General features: G+C 67.2%; 21 protein-coding genes. 15 read left to right on the top strand and 6 right to left on the bottom strand.

The features are described from left to right. Positions 1-395 precede the first annotated feature (395 nt). The 12 genes from PZE19_RS32610 (at position 396) to PZE19_RS32555 (ending at position 9,832) form a co-directional block, all read left to right on the top strand. Complete coding sequence (locus PZE19_RS32610; RefSeq protein ID WP_277864852.1) at positions 396-2,774, top strand: phage/plasmid primase, P4 family; 2,379 nt, start codon at positions 396-398, stop codon at positions 2,772-2,774. Positions 2,775-3,031: 257 nt separating this feature from the next. Further along, positions 3,032-3,313 (top strand): putative quorum-sensing-regulated virulence factor, encoded by a 282-nt coding sequence (locus tag PZE19_RS32605; RefSeq protein WP_277864851.1) that lies wholly within the window; start codon positions 3,032-3,034, stop codon positions 3,311-3,313. Positions 3,314-3,689: 376 nt separating this feature from the next. Next, positions 3,690-4,127: a hypothetical protein gene (locus PZE19_RS32600; protein ID WP_277864850.1), complete on the top strand. Its 438-nt coding sequence runs from the start codon at positions 3,690-3,692 to the stop codon at positions 4,125-4,127. A 43-nt stretch (positions 4,128-4,170) separates the two neighbouring features. Further along, positions 4,171-4,911 (top strand): hypothetical protein, encoded by a 741-nt coding sequence (locus PZE19_RS32595; RefSeq protein ID WP_277864849.1) that lies wholly within the window; start codon positions 4,171-4,173, stop codon positions 4,909-4,911. 62 nt (positions 4,912-4,973) lie between these two features. After that, complete coding sequence (locus PZE19_RS32590; RefSeq protein ID WP_277864848.1) at positions 4,974-5,240, top strand: hypothetical protein; 267 nt, start codon at positions 4,974-4,976, stop codon at positions 5,238-5,240. Positions 5,241-5,451: 211 nt separating this feature from the next. Further along, the gene (locus PZE19_RS32585; RefSeq protein WP_277864847.1) at positions 5,452-5,769 is read left to right on the top strand and encodes a hypothetical protein; all 318 of its coding nucleotides are present in this window, start codon (positions 5,452-5,454) and stop codon (positions 5,767-5,769) included. Continuing rightward, complete coding sequence (locus PZE19_RS32580) at positions 5,766-6,191, top strand: hypothetical protein (RefSeq protein ID WP_277864846.1); 426 nt, start codon at positions 5,766-5,768, stop codon at positions 6,189-6,191. The genes PZE19_RS32585 and PZE19_RS32580 overlap by 4 nt, the downstream gene beginning before the upstream one ends. Then, positions 6,188-6,367, top strand: coding sequence for a hypothetical protein (locus PZE19_RS32575; RefSeq protein WP_277864845.1), 180 nt, complete (start codon positions 6,188-6,190; stop codon positions 6,365-6,367). Before PZE19_RS32580 ends, PZE19_RS32575 begins: the two co-directional genes overlap by 4 nt. Before the next feature lie 23 nt (positions 6,368-6,390). Continuing rightward, positions 6,391-8,529, top strand: coding sequence for a hypothetical protein (locus tag PZE19_RS32570; protein ID WP_277864844.1), 2,139 nt, complete (start codon positions 6,391-6,393; stop codon positions 8,527-8,529). 15 nt (positions 8,530-8,544) lie between these two features. After that, positions 8,545-9,036: a hypothetical protein gene (locus tag PZE19_RS32565; RefSeq protein ID WP_277864843.1), complete on the top strand. Its 492-nt coding sequence runs from the start codon at positions 8,545-8,547 to the stop codon at positions 9,034-9,036. Next, a complete protein-coding gene (locus PZE19_RS32560) occupies positions 9,033-9,278 on the top strand; it encodes a hypothetical protein (RefSeq protein WP_277864842.1) in 246 nt (81 codons plus the stop codon). Before PZE19_RS32565 ends, PZE19_RS32560 begins: the two co-directional genes overlap by 4 nt. 8 nt (positions 9,279-9,286) lie before the next feature. Then, a complete protein-coding gene (locus PZE19_RS32555; protein WP_277864841.1) occupies positions 9,287-9,832 on the top strand; it encodes a MerR family transcriptional regulator in 546 nt (181 codons plus the stop codon). A gap of 914 nt (positions 9,833-10,746) precedes the next feature. Here the strand turns inward: PZE19_RS32555 and PZE19_RS32550 are convergent. From PZE19_RS32550 to PZE19_RS32540, 3 genes are all read right to left on the bottom strand, one after another. After that, positions 10,747-10,980 carry a hypothetical protein gene (locus PZE19_RS32550; RefSeq protein WP_277864840.1) on the bottom strand — a complete coding sequence of 78 codons (234 nt, stop codon included), beginning with the start codon at positions 10,978-10,980 and terminating at the stop codon, positions 10,747-10,749. Further along, on the bottom strand, positions 10,977-11,243 hold the full coding sequence (locus PZE19_RS32545) for a ribbon-helix-helix domain-containing protein (protein ID WP_277864839.1): 267 nt from the start codon (positions 11,241-11,243) through the stop codon (positions 10,977-10,979). The genes PZE19_RS32550 and PZE19_RS32545 overlap by 4 nt, the downstream gene beginning before the upstream one ends. Before the next feature lie 492 nt (positions 11,244-11,735). Then, positions 11,736-12,362, bottom strand: a complete 627-nt coding sequence (locus PZE19_RS32540; protein ID WP_277864838.1) for a ParA family protein — start codon at positions 12,360-12,362, stop codon at positions 11,736-11,738. A 219-nt stretch (positions 12,363-12,581) separates the two neighbouring features. Between PZE19_RS32540 and PZE19_RS32535 the strand changes: the two genes are divergently transcribed. Next, complete coding sequence (locus PZE19_RS32535; protein WP_277864837.1) at positions 12,582-12,818, top strand: hypothetical protein; 237 nt, start codon at positions 12,582-12,584, stop codon at positions 12,816-12,818. A gap of 291 nt (positions 12,819-13,109) precedes the next feature. Beyond that, on the top strand, positions 13,110-13,361 hold the full coding sequence (locus PZE19_RS32530; protein WP_277864836.1) for a hypothetical protein: 252 nt from the start codon (positions 13,110-13,112) through the stop codon (positions 13,359-13,361). A 20-nt stretch (positions 13,362-13,381) separates the two neighbouring features. On the opposite strand, the gene PZE19_RS32525 is transcribed toward PZE19_RS32530, so the two are convergent. The 3 genes from PZE19_RS32525 to PZE19_RS32515 all read right to left on the bottom strand — a co-directional run bounded on the left by PZE19_RS32525 (position 13,382) and on the right by PZE19_RS32515 (position 14,712). Further along, on the bottom strand, positions 13,382-13,645 hold the full coding sequence (locus PZE19_RS32525) for a hypothetical protein (protein WP_277864835.1): 264 nt from the start codon (positions 13,643-13,645) through the stop codon (positions 13,382-13,384). Positions 13,646-13,865: 220 nt separating this feature from the next. Then, positions 13,866-14,129: a hypothetical protein gene (locus PZE19_RS32520; RefSeq protein WP_277864834.1), complete on the bottom strand. Its 264-nt coding sequence runs from the start codon at positions 14,127-14,129 to the stop codon at positions 13,866-13,868. 106 nt (positions 14,130-14,235) lie between these two features. Next, complete coding sequence (locus PZE19_RS32515; RefSeq protein ID WP_277864833.1) at positions 14,236-14,712, bottom strand: hypothetical protein; 477 nt, start codon at positions 14,710-14,712, stop codon at positions 14,236-14,238. 342 nt (positions 14,713-15,054) lie between these two features. Here PZE19_RS32515 and PZE19_RS32510 point away from each other — a divergent pair, with 342 nt between their 5' ends. Continuing rightward, complete coding sequence (locus PZE19_RS32510) at positions 15,055-15,192, top strand: hypothetical protein (protein WP_277864832.1); 138 nt, start codon at positions 15,055-15,057, stop codon at positions 15,190-15,192. Positions 15,193-15,502 lie beyond the last annotated feature (310 nt).

The following is a 15,502-nucleotide window of genomic DNA, read 5'->3' as shown; positions in this document are numbered from 1 at the left end:
GGATGACCCAAGCCGCGGTTGTCGAGCGTGGCCTGCGCGTGCTCGCCGAGCGGGAGGGCATCGAGCCGCCGCCGCGACGCGGTTTGCCGATGGGACGCCAGCGGCGGAAGAAGACCCCTTCGGGCGTCGCCGTCTCGGCGAGAGACTAGCGCATGGGAAAGGGCGTCGGCAGGGGACGGCAATCCCCAACCGACGCCCCTTCGTGATTCTGGCAGGTGGGGTCTGATCACCCCGCATGCCGGTCCGTTGGCATGGTGTTACACAGGTGTGACCCTGTAATGAATGAGTATACCGCAGGATCCGCGCGCGACAAGTCCACACTGGACAGGCGAGCGCTCAGGGGCGACCCACCGAAGACGGCGAAGGCTACCGCAGCGTGCCTAAAAGCGATGGGGATGCATCCGATCCCGATCCGCTCGAAGAAGCAGTTCCCAAGAGGGAAGGGCAAGGCGCCGGCCGGTGGTAAGGGGTGGGGGCTGATCGACTGGAGTCTCGCGAAGCTCAACAATGAGTTCGAGGCCCATCGCGATTCCGGCGTCGGCATCTGCCTCGGCCCTGGGAGGGCCCCAGGCGGCCTCTGGCTGATCGACTTGGAGGGCGACGGCCCCAGCGCCGAAGGCAGCTTCATGGAGCTGATGGGCGGCGAGCTGGTCGAGACGATGAGCTGGAAGTCGACCCGCGGATCGCACCACCTATTCGTCGTCGGGCCCGACTTCCTAAGTCAGCTTCAACTGGCTGGTGCCGTCGAGAAAAAAGGGACGGGCGGCGCAGGTGCATTCCAGCTGCCGTCCCTCCCCGACCTGGAATTCCGGATCGGCGGGGTCAAGATCGACGGCGAGGGGCAAGAGGTCGTCAAGCAACTCCAGAGCGTCTGTCCGCCGACGCTGAAGGACGACGGACAGCCTCGCGAGTGGATCGGCTGGACGTCGATCGCCGACATACCGCCGACGGCGACGTCTTGGCTGAAGGCTCGCGCCCGAGCATCGGTGGTGATGGCCGCCGCGAAGCCTCCTTCCGCACGGCGACCCGCCCCCGGCGGGGCGATGTCGCCATACATCCGAAAGGCAGTAGAAGACGAACTGAAGACCCTCGAGTCTACAGGCGAGGGGAACCGGAACAACGCTCTGAACACCGCGGCGTACAACATCGGCCAGCTCGTCGCCGCGAGTGTCGTCGTCGAAGCAGACGCCATCGCCTGGCTCACCGACGCGGCAAGGCGCACGGGCCTGGCGGACGACGAGATCGCGGCCACGATCCGGAGCGGCTTGGAGGCGGGCAAGCTCAAGCCCAGAGATCTTTCGTCCGTCGGCACCCTGAAGCCCAGCAACGGCTACGCCGCGCGGAACGGCAACGGTCATGCGACTGCACCGATTCGGGCGAAGCCTTCAGTCGAAGAACTGGACGCCCGCCTGGCGAAGGTCGCTTGCACCGACATGGGCAACGGCGAGCGCCTGGCGGCGCGGTACGGCAGGATGGTCCGCTACTGCAAGCCGTGGGGCAAATGGCTCGTCTGGGACGGCAAGCGATTCGCCCTCGACCGAACAGGGGTCGTCAGCCGTCTGGCGAAGAAGGCGACCCGCAAGATCCTCGCCGAGGCCGCGATGATCGGCGACGACGACGAGCGGAAGAAGCACGCCGCGCACGCCTTCGCCACGCAGGGCAGGTCTCGGATCGACTCGATGCTGGCGATGGCTTCGACCGAGTTGGGGATACCCGTCCTCCCCGAGGACATGGACCGCGACCCCTGGCTGTTCAACTGCATGAACGGCACGATCGACCTCCGGACCGGCACGCTGAAGAAGCACGACCAGGCCGACGTCCTCACGCAGCTCTGCCCGATCGAATTCGATCCGCACGCCACCTGCCGTCTTTGGGACGCCACGCTCGACCTGTTCTTCGCGGGCGATCAGAAGCTCATCGCCTACTGGCAACGGGTCTGCGGATACGCCCTCGTGGGGATCATCCGAGACCATCTCATGCCGGTGGCCTACGGCGAGGGCTCCAACGGCAAGAGCACGATCCTGGGCACGCTCCTCGAAGTGTTCGGCCCCGACTACGCAATGAAGGCCCCGAGCAACATGCTCATGGCCAAGGCCCACGACTCTCACCCGACGGACAGGGCCGACCTGTTCCGCAAGCGGCTCGTCGTAGCGATCGAGACCGAGAGCGGGCGGCGGCTCGACGAGGTCATGGTCAAGGAGCTGACCGGCGGCGACCGGATCCGCGCGAGGCGGATGCGAGAAGACTTCTGGGAGTTCTCTCCGACCCACACGCTCGTCATGGCGACGAATCACCGGCCGACGATCAGGGGGACCGATCACGGCATCTGGCGACGGCTCCGGCTGGTTCCTTTCAGCGTGAAGGTCGACGGCGAGAAGGCCGACACGGCGATGGCCGAGAAGCTGAGGGCCGAGTTTCCAGGCATCCTCGCCTGGGCCGTCCGTGGATGCCTGGCGTGGCAGGAACTCGGGCTCAACGAACCGGAATCGGTCAGCGCGGCGACGGCCGAATATCGGGCAGAACAGGACGTCATCGGGTCCTTTCTGGCGGAGGCGACCGTCCAGAGCGGCAACTGCCGAACGCGATGCAACGCCCTCTACGCCGCATACCGCGAATGGGCCGAGAAGGCGGGCGAGCACCCCGTCACCCTCAAGTTGTTTGGCCAGACGATGAAGGAACGGGGGTTCGGACAACATCGGAGCAACGGCAAATGGTACCTGGGAGTCGGCCTGAAGGAGCCCGAATCCGACCCCCAGTACGGGGTCGTGGGCTGAAAACGGGCTTCGACTGTTCCACTGGTCCGCATTCGAGGCCCAACTGTTCCAACTCGCAAAGCGTTATTGAGTCAACACTTGACATGGGTCGTGGAACCATTGGAACAGTGTAGACCCTTTTTTGACTATGAAACGGGTATCCCCGCGTGTGAGGGGTTTTAACCCGAGAAATGGGTCCACACTGTTCCACTGTTCCACGCGAGCGTTTCGCGTCCTCCCAGGTGGGTGTGTTCTCGAAAACCGGAAGGAGTCAAACGATGCCTTGCCGCTGCCCCAAGTGTGGGGCGTCCCTTCGCGTCGAGTTAGACACGCCCCGCGACGACCGCCCCAAGGGCGGCCAGACCCCGCCCAGGCCGATGACCGACGGGCGGGCGGCGGATTTCCAGATGCCGTTCGGGAAGCACAAGGGCAGGACGCTGGCCCAGATCGCCGACGTCGATCGCGACTACCTGACGTGGCTCGCGGACAACGTCGAGCCAGGCTCGGTCCAGCGGGCCGTCCGGCACTTCCTGCAGATCACCTCGCGAGAGGCCGGCTGATCGCAGGAGTTTCTGCACCCCCTAAAAGGCCGGAAGATCCTCGCCGACGCCGAAGTCGCGGGGGGTTTTCACAGTCCCCAAAAGGGGCCCGCTCCTCACCGTAAAACTGGTGGAAAACTGGTGCCCAGGCATCCGCCGAGCACCCGCCCGACGCGACACGTGCGACGCCCCAACGCGCGTGCGCACCCGAGAAATCATGTGTAACCCACGCTAACGTTACGCATGTTTATATCGGGGTTTGCATTCTTGTTGATGATGCGATAGACTGTTTCATCGCCGCGAGTCGTCGCCAATCCCATGCGGCGACGCGACCTGACGGGGGTCCGAGTCGGACCTTTTCATCGCTGACGTGCGGCGGATCGGAGCGGCCGGCCCGATGGCGACCATCAAACGCAGCAAGGCCCCCCGAGGCTGGAAGGCGAAATTCGTCGCGGCGCTTCGGCAGGTCGCCGTCGTCCGACACGCTGCCGAGGCGGCGGGCGTCCACAAGTCCACCGCTTATCGCGAGAAGGCTCGGGACAAGAAGTTCGACGAGGCCTGGGAGGACGCCCTGGACGACGCGACCGACGTGCTCGAGCTGGAGGCCCGCCGACGCGCGGTGCTGGGGGTCGAGCGCGAGGTCTACGTCCGCACCGGCACCGACCAGGACGGCCGGCCGATCTTCACCAAGCAGACGGTCAGGGAATACAGCGACAAACTGCTGATGTTTTTGCTTTCCGCGTACCGCCCCGAAAGGTTCCGCGAGCGGTTCGACTGGAAGGGCCTGCTGGCCGACGCGGCCGCCGCCCAGAGGTCCGAAGCGCTCGACCGATGACATCCGCCGACCCCGACCGGATCGCTAACCGAGGAGCACGCAGATGGCCCATCACTGGGGAGCCGCCGACGCGGTTGCGACGGCCGAAGGCGTCTTGAGCGACGCCCGCCTGGAGGCCGCCCAGGCCGCGCGAGAGGCCGCGAAGGCCACTGCCGCCGTGGACAAGAATCCGGCCGACGGCCATCGCTACGCGGCCGCAATCGAGGCGCACCGCGTCGCCTCGGAGGCCGCGTCCGCCGCCTTCGCGGCCGCGCAGAAGGTCGCCGAGGAGGCCGCGAAGGAGGCCGTGCGTCGGGCCGGAGACAGCCCCGTCGATCGGGCCACGGCCAAGGCCAAGGCGATTTCCGCCCACGCCGTCGCCCTGGGCGAGGCCGAGGTCGCCGCCGAGGAGGCCTCGCTGACGTACGCCCGCGTCGTCGTCGAGACCGCGAAGGTCTGCAAGATCGCGGAGCACCGCATCAAGTCGGCCCAGGCCCACGCCGCGGCCGCCGCCGAGGCCGCCAAGAACGATCCGCACGCGATCGGAAACCCGTACTACCGGCAGGCTCCGACCCTCTTGTCGTGGCAGTTCGACGCGTTGCCAGACGCCGTGAGGCTCCAGGCGATCAAGGACGGCGCGACGATCGTCGCCGACGATCCTCCGCCGTTCACGGCGTACGAGGCTCGATCCGTGCTCCGCACGCGTGGCCTGGACAGGCAGGTCCTGACCCGCGCCGAGTTCTCGGCGCTGCCGCCGGCGGAGCAGCCTCACGCCGCCAAGTGGTCGATCCTCATCGACGACTGAGCCGGAAGCCTCGGATCCGAGATTCCCCCGCGCAACCCATACCGCTTTTGGAGGCCGGTTCCATGGCTGATCTCGTCAAGGTCCACAAGGACGGCGACGTCCTCGAGGTCCACCCCTTGTCGGTCGACGCCCACCTCGGCCAGGGGTGGCGGCTGGTGGACGAGGACTTCGCGGCGACGCTGCGGGGGAAGATCGACGCCGAGCGGCGGGCGATCGAGGCCGAGCGGCGGGCGATCGACAGGGCGGAGGCCGCCCTGGCCGCCAGCAAGGCCGCCTCCGACGCCCGCATCGCGGAACTCCAGGCCACGCTCGACCACATCGGCGGGTAGGCCTCCCTGCATCGCCCCGAGCCTTGACCGACCCGGCGCGGCGGCGTCGGGCGCGGCGTCGCTCCCCGTTCCTGGGCGGCGCCGCGGTCATTACACCGGAGACGCGCGTTCCGCCGGACGCGTCCAGGGGGCGGGGGAGGATCCAGCGGATCGGTCGCCCTCGCCCCCGACTTACACCCCTGAGGGTCGAATGACGGACGAAGCCAGGCGGATGCTCGAGTTGATCCGGCAGCGCTGGAACTCCTACGTCGCGATTCGAGACGCCCTGGCCGGGCTGCCCACGCGGAAGAACGTCGAGTTCGTCGGCGACCTCCGCCTGCAGCTCGGGGCGATCGAGCGCGAGATGATCGACCTGGCTACGCGGCAAGGGTCGGAGGGGGCGGGTTGCGCCTTCGAGGCAAACGCCTGGGTCGTCCTTGCGTTGCCCCCCGGCAAGCCGGGCGACGGCTGGTCGGTCGAGGCGTTGCCGGCCGACGCTCGGGTCATCCCTCCGGACGAAATCCTCTTTCCCATCGGAGTCCAGTCTTGAGCACGCTCGACGAGAAGTCCCTCCGCCGGCCCGAGTTCACCCAGGGGTTCGACATCCGCTTGGGCGACGGGCGGCAATGGACGTTCCCCATCGCGAACCGAGCCTTCTACCCCGAGATCGCTCCCGAAGGCGGGTTCAGGGTGAAGGCGGCCGCGCCTTACGGGGACGACTTCCAGCGGAAGCTGGAGCGGCTGACGCTCTCGGAGGAAGACACCCCCGCGGCCAACGAAGAGCGGTTCGACCTCAGGCTGACGCTCGCGGCCGAGCTGCTCTGCCGCAACTACGCCCTCGACAACGCCGCCCTGGCCGTCCTGCTGCCGTTTCGCGTCAACGCCGAGAACGGGCTCGCGAACCCCGAGATGTGGAGCGAGGTCAACTACGTCCTGCAGGGCCACGCCCCAAAAGCGCGGACCGTTGGTTGAGGTGCACGCTGCTCATCAACGGCATCAGGGGCCCGATCGATTACGGCGACGCCCTGGCGTGCGCCGGCATGCTCGTCGGGCTCGGGCGTGCCATCCCGCCCGCCAAGTGGATCCAGTCGCTCAGGGACGAGGCCGAGGCGGCGGCGCTGGACAAGGCGACCGGCTGGGCCGGTTGATTCGCTAACTCCGAGGCGGGACGATGTCGCAAGACCTGATCATTCGCCTGCAGATCGACAAGGCCGCGGCGGAGCGGTCGTCCCAGGAGTTCCACGCCAACGAGAAGGCGCGGATCGCCAAGACGTTGACCGACGCGGAGGCCGCGGAGAAGGCCAAGACGGCGTTCATCAAGCGCGAGAACGACCAGCGGGTCCAGGAGCTGGCCCGCTCGCAGAAGACGACCGTCGAGCAGGCCAAGGCGGTCGAGGACGAGCGGAAGCGGCTGGCCAAGGACGCCGCGGCGGAGCAGGCCAGGCTCATCAAGGACGTCGAGCGGGCCGCCAAGGAGTCGGCCAGGGCCCGCGCCGAGGATGAACGGCAGTGGAGCAAGCGGGCCCTGACCGAGGCCGAGGTCGCCGAGCGGGCCAAGACGGCGATCGTGGGGACGGAGAACCGCAAGCGGGTCCAGGCCGTCGTCGAGGCCCACGGCAAGGAACGGACCGTCGTCGGCGAGCTGAAGGGCCTTTGGGATACGAAGGTCGGGGCGATCGGCAAGGCCGGCCCCGCCGTCGCCGGCGTGACCGCCGCCATGGCCACGCTGAAGATCGGCGTCACGATCCTCGAGGCGATGGACGACAAGTGGCGTCAGGTGACCCAGGACATCCGCGAGGCCACCAAGGCGACGGCGGAGCACCACAAGGCGCAGCTCGAGCTGGCGGGCTTCTCCGGCACACCTGGGCAGACCAAGGTCGAGCTGCAGAAGTCGGCCGACCTGGGGGCCAAGGCCGGCCTGACGATCGACCAGGCCACCGACGTGCGGAAGGCGTTCGGCGCCGGCGCGTTCGCGATCATGGACAAGCCCGCCGTGCCGGCCCAGAACGGCATGCCCGCGGTCGAGGCCCAGCAGGGGCTCATCAGCCAGAAGACCAAGGACGAGGTCGAGGTCCTGGCCGCGAAGCAGGCCGCCTACTCGGGCGGCAACGCGGCCGACTACGGCGCCGCCGCGGCCGTGATCCCCGCCCTGGCCGGCCGGCGGATGGAGACGCCCGAGATCGAAGCGGGCATGGTCAGGCTCGACCGCTTCGCGAACATCGGCGGGTTCGACACGCCCAGCGACATCGTCCAGGAGGTCAAGAAGGTCCAGGGCTATGCGAAGTCCGGCGTCGTCTCTCCGGAGAAGCTGGAGGGCCTCATCGCGATGTACGCGAAGACGAACCCCGCCGAGGCCGCGACGCTCGCCAAACAGGCGATCAGCGGCATGAGCGCGGCCCCGATGATGGAACGGGGCATGCACGTCCCCGACGACATCAAGGAGCAGCAGCTCACCATGGCCGGCTGGTCCAAGGACATCGGCATCGAGCGCGGCGAAGACATCGACGTGAGCCTCGACAAGGCGAAGGCCGACGTCGAGGCGAAGGCCGCCGCCGCGGACAAGGCCGGCGAGATGTTCAACCCCGACCAGTTTCTCATGTCGCGGGGCGTGACGAACCAGGAGACCCGCGCGGCCATCCTGGCCTTCGACCGCCCGACGTGGAAGAAGGAGATCATGCCCACGATCGGCATGAAGGTGGCGCCGGGGACCATCGACGCGATCCACGCGGACTGGCAGAAGGACCCCGCCGGCCGGCAGGCGATGGTCGACGCGGGCGCCGACCAGGCCAAGAACGCCCAGGGCGGCAAGCACCTCCTGATGAACCAGCTCCTGGAGCAGGAATACAACATCAAGAAGGCGAAGGGTGAGGCCGTCGGCGAGTTCGGCGACTACATGAAGCCGATGCCGTGGCACGGCGTCGACCTGGGCCGCATGGTCAGCGGGCAGACCCCGAACGCCCTGATGGAGCCGTTGGCCAAGCGGCTCACGGGCGAGCTCGACAGGCTCAACCTCTCGCAGGGCGCGGCCGGAGCGGTCGGGGCGGACGGCTCGGTCTACTCGACCGTCCAGCAGGAGCTGACCGGCAACCGGACGCCGGAGCAGAAGGCGGCCGTCGTCAACGACGCCATGGCGCGAATCCAGGGCGCCGGCGGGGATACGTCGCTCGGCCAGGGCGACGTCATGAACCAGATCCTGGAGGCGACGCGGGCGCAGCAGCGAGCCCTGGAGCAGATCGTCGCGAACACCTCCAAGGCCGCGGCCGTCCCCATCCCCAGCGGCCGGCCTGTCCAGCCGGCCCAGAGGCCCTGAACCAGGAGCTTCGCCATGGCGAGCCGCCGACGGGCTGCCGTTTGGGACGACTGGACCCCGCCGCCCGATCCGACCCAGGCCCTGATCGACGTGCCGTACCCCTCGCCGTGGACCGAGCTCGAGCCGCTCTTCCCCATGGCCGGCCTGCCGTTCACCCCGTCGACGCCCTGCCCGCACCGCTGCAAACTGTGCTCGGGCGCGGGGTCGTTCTCGACGGCCGAGGGCGAGTTCTTCGCGGCGTGTCCGGACTGCGGCGGGACCGGCGCCGGCCCGATCCCCGCGGGCTCGACGTTCGTCTGCATGATGTGCCACGCGGCGGGCAAGGACGGCACGCGGGCCCTGCCCCTGGGCGTCGAGCCGCTGCCGGTCGACAAGCCCAAGCCCGAGCCCCAGACGGCGGCCGAGCGGAAGCGGTCCCGCAAGGAGCGGCGGAAGCTCAAGAAATACGTGTCGGCCGAGCTGGCGAAGCTCTCCGCACAGCCCCAAGCCCTGGAGAGGTCCGCATGATCCAGCACGAGGACGGGACGGCGGCCGAGGTCGCGCGGCCGCTCACGGTCGACAGGAAGGTCGCCAGGCGCTTCCAAGACGCGGTGGCGGCCCATCTGGTGCGAAAGGGAGTGTCCACCCGCGGCGTGGGGCTCTTGATCAACCTGCATCCCACCACGATCAGCAAGCGGCTCGCACTGATGCCCGCCGAGGTCCGGCGGCACTACGAGCGGGACGATGCCCTGAGCATACTTGGACTGTAGAGGCAGCCATGTCGTTCGCGAAGGGCAACGTCGATGGTGAGCAAGCCCAGGCCCCCGCGCCGCCCGTCCGGCGTCGCAAGTTCACCGACGCCGACTTGGAGCGGATGAGGCAGGGCGGGATGTTGACCTTGCGCGACAAGGGGTGGAGCTTTCGCGAGGTCGGCGTGGTGTTCAACGCGGACAAGACGACCGTGCTGCACACCCTGGCCGCCATCCCTCCCGAGGCCAAAGAGTGGCTCCGGCGGGAGTACTCTTGGATCTACGAGGGGCTCATCGCCAGGCCGCCGAGGAAGCCCTACACGCGGCGGGCGGCCGCGCCGGAGCCGGCCCCGAGCGTCGCGGTTTCGCGACGGGGCCGCCGACCGGTCGGCAGTCGCAACCGCACCCTGGCCGAGCGTCACGCCGAGCGTCGCGCCGAGGCGGCGGAACTCGACGCCCGATGCCTGGCCGCCTTCGACTCCCTCCGCACCCTTCAGCGCGCGGCCGCCCACCTGGGCGTCACCAGGTCCCGCGTCGTCGCGGCCGTCGAGCGTCGGCGGAGCGTCAAAGGTTGAAGGTCGCCTTGATCGACGCCAGGGCGATGACGGCCGCCAGGATGACGACGCACACCCTGATGATCCGCAGTTCCTTCAAGATCCTGTCGGCTTGAGCTTCGGTCATGACGTCTCCAGGAAGAAGTCGAACGCATGCCGAAGCCCTTCGGCAGGATGCGGCGGCGGCATGAATCTAAAATAGATTCGCCCGCCGTTGGGTCCTATAATTAAATTTATGTATAACTCAGAATATCTTTAAAGAATCGCGACTTTCTCGGCTCCGGTCGCGACGGTCGTTCCGGCGTGAAACATCGGCGCGTGGAACGAAAACCAAGGCTCGCGTCGTCGCGGTCGTCGAGCGTCGGCGGGCCGAGCGTGGTGTTCGAAGTCATCAGCCGCAAGCACAGAGCAGGGGGCTGCCATACGACCGCCGGTCAACAGAAATATCCCTAGAAATACTGTTGCACTCAGCAACGGTCCAGGTAGGGTGAGTGGAGGCTTTTACACGGGGTCGCAAGTCAAGAGACGGAGACCATGAGATGTCGAAATCAGAGGATACTGGTGACACTTCGCTCGCTCGAACGGTCGCTCTGGTTAGCCTTGCGTCATTCTACATGTACCAGATCGATTATTTGCAGAAGCATCAACTAGGGCGCACTGTAATACCCGAACACCTTAGGAAAGTCACACATATAATAAATGAATTACATAAAATTGTCGATATACCTTATTTAAACGAGCACCCACTCGACGTTTAAGTCCCAAGCTCTCTACGAGGTGTTACGAACTTTAACGCCTGCCTCTGCCTAATTTAGAGCATGACGAACCGACGCATGTCCTACAGTTCCGACGGCCGACGAACAGGATCGGGCCCAGGTCGCCGCGCTGTTCAACCGGCTCGGCGCGGACGGTAAGGCCGAACGTAGGGACGATGGCTAATCTTCCCGCCTGGCGTCCTCCAGGGTCACGATCGCCGCCCACTCCTGGCCCCCGTAGATGAACTCCCGCGCGACGACCCTGTAGGCGTCGCCGGTGGCGATGAAGCTCACGCGGTCGCCGACGCTCGGGACGAACGGCATGCCGTCGCTCACGATCTCGGAGCCGTGCTCGTCCCCGACGATCTCGATGCTCGCTCCGTCCACGTCGACGAAAGCCAACAGGTATTTCATGCGGCCTCCCCGTCGACTTCCCTGGCCGAGTCCCCTCCCCCGCGGTCGCTCACCACGTAGCGCCGCAGGTGCGTGTTGATGAGCTGCTCGACCAGCTCGGAGCGGTCCAGGCCCGTCATCGCACAGTGGATGTTCAGCCGCTGATCCGCCTCGACGCTCAGATGGATCGTCGCCTTGACCTTCGAAGCGGCCAACTTGCCGACCGTCTTGGGGGCTTGCCGCTTCCGCCCCTTGCCGCTTCCCGCCTCGCTGGCGTCGGACATCGAAACCGCCTCCCGTCGAAGCCGCTGGACGCGGAGCGGGCCCGACGTCCAGGCTCCTCCGCCATGTCGGCATCTATCGGCCTCGCGGGCTGGACGCTTTAACGTCCGCCCTGCCCTCCAGGTACCTGCGTACCCAGGTACTTGGACGTCCAGACCCCGAGGGAGCCGGCCGGCCGAGTACCTGCGTACCTGGACGTCTACGTACCTGTCGCAAGCCATTGGACCAGCAAGGTTTCCACCAGGTCGGAGAAGTCGCGGCCCCGATCCTCGTCGTCGAGGGCCCGATTCACCCGCTTTCTCGTGGCCTTCTTCAGGTAAACCGAGCACTGGACGTAGCTTGGATCGCTACTCTTGCCGCCCCGCCCCTTCGACGCGGGGAGAGGAGGTAGCGGGGCAGGGGAGGGGGGGGCCGCCGGAAGCCGCTCGAGCTCGACCGGCCGCGGCTCCTCCGCACGCTTCGCCTTGATGATGCCCGCCAGCGCCGAAGCCGCGTCAGCCTGCCTGCCCATAGCGCACGCCCTCCACCAGGGTCACCAGCTCGTCGCACACGGCCACGTAATCCCACCACCCGAGATTCGCCCTGGGGTCCTTCACGCCGCTCACCACGACGCCCTCGGTGCCCGCCGTCTTGAACGCCTTCAGCGCACGGACCGTCGTCCCGAAGACCGGCAGCCCCTGGGCGGCCAGCGCCTCGCGGGCGATGTCGCCGTCGCGGGCCGGCCTCGGCGGGGCCATGGTCACGAGGATCCGGTACTTGGCCGCGTCGATCTTCTGGAGGGCGGCGACCGTCAGCATCAGCGCGTCGAACGACAGTCCGTCCGCCGTGGTCGGGATGACGAGCATGTCGCACCCCTCGGCCAGGACCCGCAGGACGTCGGGGTCGGGTCGGGCGGCGGTGTCGAAGACCAGGTGTTCGTAGGCCCGCGCCACCTTCGCCGTCATCGCCTCGTCGGCGACGTCGAAGGGCAGGGCCCCCCGCGCCGCCCAGGCCGTCGAGGACCGGTTCGGGTCGCCGTCGATCAGGACGGTCTTGTCGAGCTTGGCGAAGTAGGCCGCGAGGTGGACGGCCGACGTGGTCTTGCCGACGCCCCCCTTGAAGCTGGCCACCGTGACGATCATGACGCCTCCGTGCGCGCGTACCCAGACGGCCAGGTACTCGGACGCCCGATCCGTCGGACGTCCCCGTACTCAGGTACTTGGATACCTGAACGATCGGCAGTTCGTGGTGTGGTCATCAGAGAAACGAGGATCATCAACCCGCGCTCGCCCCCGCCAGTTTTGGCACGAGACTTGTATCCGACCCTCGCGGGAGTCGACGGGTCATGGGAAGGGGGCGGCGTGGACGACGAGGTGGTCGGCAGGCTGATCGACGCGTACGGCGGACATCTCGTATCCGAGCGCATCACGGCGACCATCTCCGGTTCCAATGCGTCGTGGGCCACCATGGACGCGGACGTCCAGTCGGGAACCACCCTCTACCTGGACGCGGCCGACGGTCGAAGGATCGAGCTGCGCGTCCGCGGACGCGACGTCCGGAGCGGCATGACTCACGCGAGAGTGGCTAGCGTCCGGTGACAACGTCCTGACGTCCGGTCGGGGGACGGATCGCGTCTTCGCCAGGGTGGCCATGGACCCGCGCTGACGGGTCGCGGAACGAAGCGAGGGCGTACGGATTGGCTACCGCACGCCCTCATCTCGATCCGACGGACTTGTTCGACAACCGTTGGACCTGCCATGGATCATACCATGCTGTCACACGACATCAAGAGCGTGGACGTCGACGTCCGCTCAACCCCCGCTCGACGTCGCGCTCGGCCCCGCAGTTGCATCCCCGCACGGGCGGGAGTCGACGGGTCAGGGGGGCGCATGGTGTCGAGATTGGTCGGGAGCCTGACGACGGCGGGCGGCGTCGTGCTGCTCGGGGTCGAGGTGAGGATCGACTGGGATTCGGGCGATCGCCGCGCCGACTTCGTCGCGGACCGCGCCTTCGAGGCCGGCGACGTCGTCGTCCTCTCCGCGGCGAACGGGACGTTCAAGCTCCGCATCGTCCGCCGCGAGAAGGGCCCCGACGGGAGGTACGTCGCACGCGTGGTCTTCAACGACGGCCGGCCACGCTAGCTTTCCCGGCGCGGCCGGGTTCACGCGTCGCGTTCCACGACCCAGCTGATCACCTTCGGCGAGGTCGCCCTGACGAGGAACCGCGTGGTGGCCCGCCCGCCTTGCCAGCAGACCGCGCGGAACGTCCGGCCGGGGTGACGCCCGACGTACTGGTCCGCGATCGCGAACGTCAGGCACGCCCCGATCCGACGGCCGTCCATCGTCTGCAGGCACATCCAACTGGTCGGCCCTTCCTGGTTGATGCCGACCTTGCCGTACAAGCGACCCATCAACGCCAAGCTCATCACGTCCCGTCCCGTTTCGGATTCGATCCCACCTCCGCTCGGACGGGCCGCGACCCCGCTCTTCGACGCCTCATACCCAGAGCGTACGCTATCCCCGACGGGACGCATGTCCGATGGCGGACGCAAAGGAACGCCGGTCGGACGAATACGCCCCGCGCTCCCAGGCGTGGGGAGGCGGGGCGTTCGGCGTTTCGAAGAGGGCAGGGGGTGTCGGGCGTAGTCAGGCCTCGGTCTCAGGCGTGGCCGGCAGGCCGTCCAGGAGTCGATCTGCCTCCGGCGCGTCCCTCGTCGGCACGAAGAGGATGGTGACGTTGCCGTGCTCCAGGTCGACGTCGAACACGCCGCCGCGCCTCCGCAGGCCTCCGCTCAGGCCGAGGCCGAACGTGTCGAGCATGAAGACTTGAAAGGCGTGCGCCAGCTCGGTCGCCGTGGTGGGGGTGCGATAGTCGGCGACTACGCCGCGGGTGAGGATGTCCTGGGCCATGTCTCGTGCTCCTCGCTTCGATGTGAAGGTTCGTCGGGAAGTGGGGGAAGACCGGCCCCATTCCGGAAAAAATTCCGGAACGGGAAACCGGCGCCGGAGGGACGTCTCAGCAGCCCATCGCGATGCGGGCGTCTTCCTCGGAGTAGCGGCCCGCGGCGTCGGCGATCGCGTCGCAGCGATCGACCCACGCGGCGAACGACGCGTCGAAAGGCTCCTCGGCTTCGAGGACCTCGTCGGGAGTCGGACCGTCGAACGTGGGCGCCCAGAAATGGTTGTCCGTCCAGGCGGGCCAGCCGTAGGCGAGGACGGGGTCGAACTCCAGCTCGTCGTCCGGAGCACCCCCCGAGACGGGCGGCATCCTCTCCGCGAGGCGGTCGCGCAGGGCGTCCATCGCGGCCTCGGTCGCGGCGTCGGCCGTCCGCTCGATGTCGCCGATCAGCGACCAGATCGAGGGCACCACGAAGGCCGGCTTGACGCCGTTCGCCAGCTCGTCGCGGATGCCGACCAAGCGGTCCACGATCGCGGCGGCGGTCAGGAGGGCGGGCTTGTCGTCGTTGTCGAGGGGGCTGTTCGAGCGTACCATGGGGGCGGATCTCCTGTGCGAATCAGGTGTGTCCCAAGGGGGGCGGGCTGTTGTAGCGGCCGCGCCCCCCACTTCATTTCTCGTCGGTGCGTTCCGCACTCGACACCCCAACTATATCCAAGTTGAACCCAGGGTGCAAGTGGGTTCCAAAAAATTATCTCGGGGGGTTTCCCGTCTGGGTTCAATGTGCTACCATTAAGCGCCAGTGTACAGCAACGCACCACTTTGGGTTCCGTCGGCAGACGTGAGGCGTCCGGAGATCTGGATATGGCCAAAGCGAAGAGGGGGGCGGGTCGACCGCCGCTGCCCGTGAAGGAGGCTTCACGGGAGACTATCGTCAACATGAAGGGCAGTCCCGAGTACGCCGCCTGGCTCGAGGGCCTGCACCGGAAGACGCACATCAGCAAGGTCCAGATCGTCCGCCTGGCGCTTCAAGAATGGTCGGCGAAGAACGGCCACTCGGCCCCGCCCGAAATCTGATCAGTGAGCTGGGCCGAAGGCGTCGCGGAAGAAGGGCGGCCGACCAGCCAGATGAATGATTCCGTCGGAGAATCTGACAAACCTTGCACGTCGCAATGATTATGCGTTTCCGGCAAAAATCATTCAAAACTTTAAGGTGAGGCTGCTTATCAAGCTGGGCGAGCCAGGCCGATTATATAGGTAGCAGGACACTCTGAGATGACAGCTCATAGGGAGGGGTGGCGCATGGAAGGGGCAGCGACCGAGCGCGTGACGATCGCGATCTCGCCGCAGTTCGGCGAATGGTTCGGCCGGATGGTCGAGCGATTCG

The sequence above is a fragment of the Paludisphaera mucosa genome (assembly GCF_029589435.1).
GTDB lineage: Bacteria > Planctomycetota > Planctomycetia > Isosphaerales > Isosphaeraceae > Paludisphaera > Paludisphaera mucosa.
This window is presented reverse-complemented; position numbering and strand designations above follow the sequence as displayed.

Excerpts from the sequence above, each read along its gene's own strand:
- PZE19_RS32610 (WP_277864852.1), top strand. The coding sequence starts at position 396 with ATGCATCCGATCCCGATCCGCTCGAAGAAGCAGTTCCCAAGAGGGAAG.
- PZE19_RS32605 (WP_277864851.1), top strand. The coding sequence starts at position 3,032 with ATGCCTTGCCGCTGCCCCAAGTGTGGGGCGTCCCTTCGCGTCGAGTTA.
- PZE19_RS32600 (WP_277864850.1), top strand. The coding sequence starts at position 3,690 with ATGGCGACCATCAAACGCAGCAAGGCCCCCCGAGGCTGGAAGGCGAAA.
- PZE19_RS32595 (WP_277864849.1), top strand. The coding sequence starts at position 4,171 with ATGGCCCATCACTGGGGAGCCGCCGACGCGGTTGCGACGGCCGAAGGC.
- PZE19_RS32590 (WP_277864848.1), top strand. The coding sequence starts at position 4,974 with ATGGCTGATCTCGTCAAGGTCCACAAGGACGGCGACGTCCTCGAGGTC.
- PZE19_RS32585 (WP_277864847.1), top strand. The coding sequence starts at position 5,452 with ATGCTCGAGTTGATCCGGCAGCGCTGGAACTCCTACGTCGCGATTCGA.
- PZE19_RS32570 (WP_277864844.1), top strand. The coding sequence starts at position 6,391 with ATGTCGCAAGACCTGATCATTCGCCTGCAGATCGACAAGGCCGCGGCG.
- PZE19_RS32565 (WP_277864843.1), top strand. The coding sequence starts at position 8,545 with ATGGCGAGCCGCCGACGGGCTGCCGTTTGGGACGACTGGACCCCGCCG.
- PZE19_RS32560 (WP_277864842.1), top strand. The coding sequence starts at position 9,033 with ATGATCCAGCACGAGGACGGGACGGCGGCCGAGGTCGCGCGGCCGCTC.
- PZE19_RS32555 (WP_277864841.1), top strand. The coding sequence starts at position 9,287 with ATGTCGTTCGCGAAGGGCAACGTCGATGGTGAGCAAGCCCAGGCCCCC.
- PZE19_RS32550 (WP_277864840.1), bottom strand. The coding sequence starts at position 10,980 with ATGAAATACCTGTTGGCTTTCGTCGACGTGGACGGAGCGAGCATCGAG.
- PZE19_RS32545 (WP_277864839.1), bottom strand. The coding sequence starts at position 11,243 with ATGTCCGACGCCAGCGAGGCGGGAAGCGGCAAGGGGCGGAAGCGGCAA.
- PZE19_RS32540 (WP_277864838.1), bottom strand. The coding sequence starts at position 12,362 with ATGATCGTCACGGTGGCCAGCTTCAAGGGGGGCGTCGGCAAGACCACG.
- PZE19_RS32530 (WP_277864836.1), top strand. The coding sequence starts at position 13,110 with ATGGTGTCGAGATTGGTCGGGAGCCTGACGACGGCGGGCGGCGTCGTG.
- PZE19_RS32525 (WP_277864835.1), bottom strand. The coding sequence starts at position 13,645 with ATGAGCTTGGCGTTGATGGGTCGCTTGTACGGCAAGGTCGGCATCAAC.
- PZE19_RS32520 (WP_277864834.1), bottom strand. The coding sequence starts at position 14,129 with ATGGCCCAGGACATCCTCACCCGCGGCGTAGTCGCCGACTATCGCACC.
- PZE19_RS32515 (WP_277864833.1), bottom strand. The coding sequence starts at position 14,712 with ATGGTACGCTCGAACAGCCCCCTCGACAACGACGACAAGCCCGCCCTC.
- PZE19_RS32510 (WP_277864832.1), top strand. The coding sequence starts at position 15,055 with ATGAAGGGCAGTCCCGAGTACGCCGCCTGGCTCGAGGGCCTGCACCGG.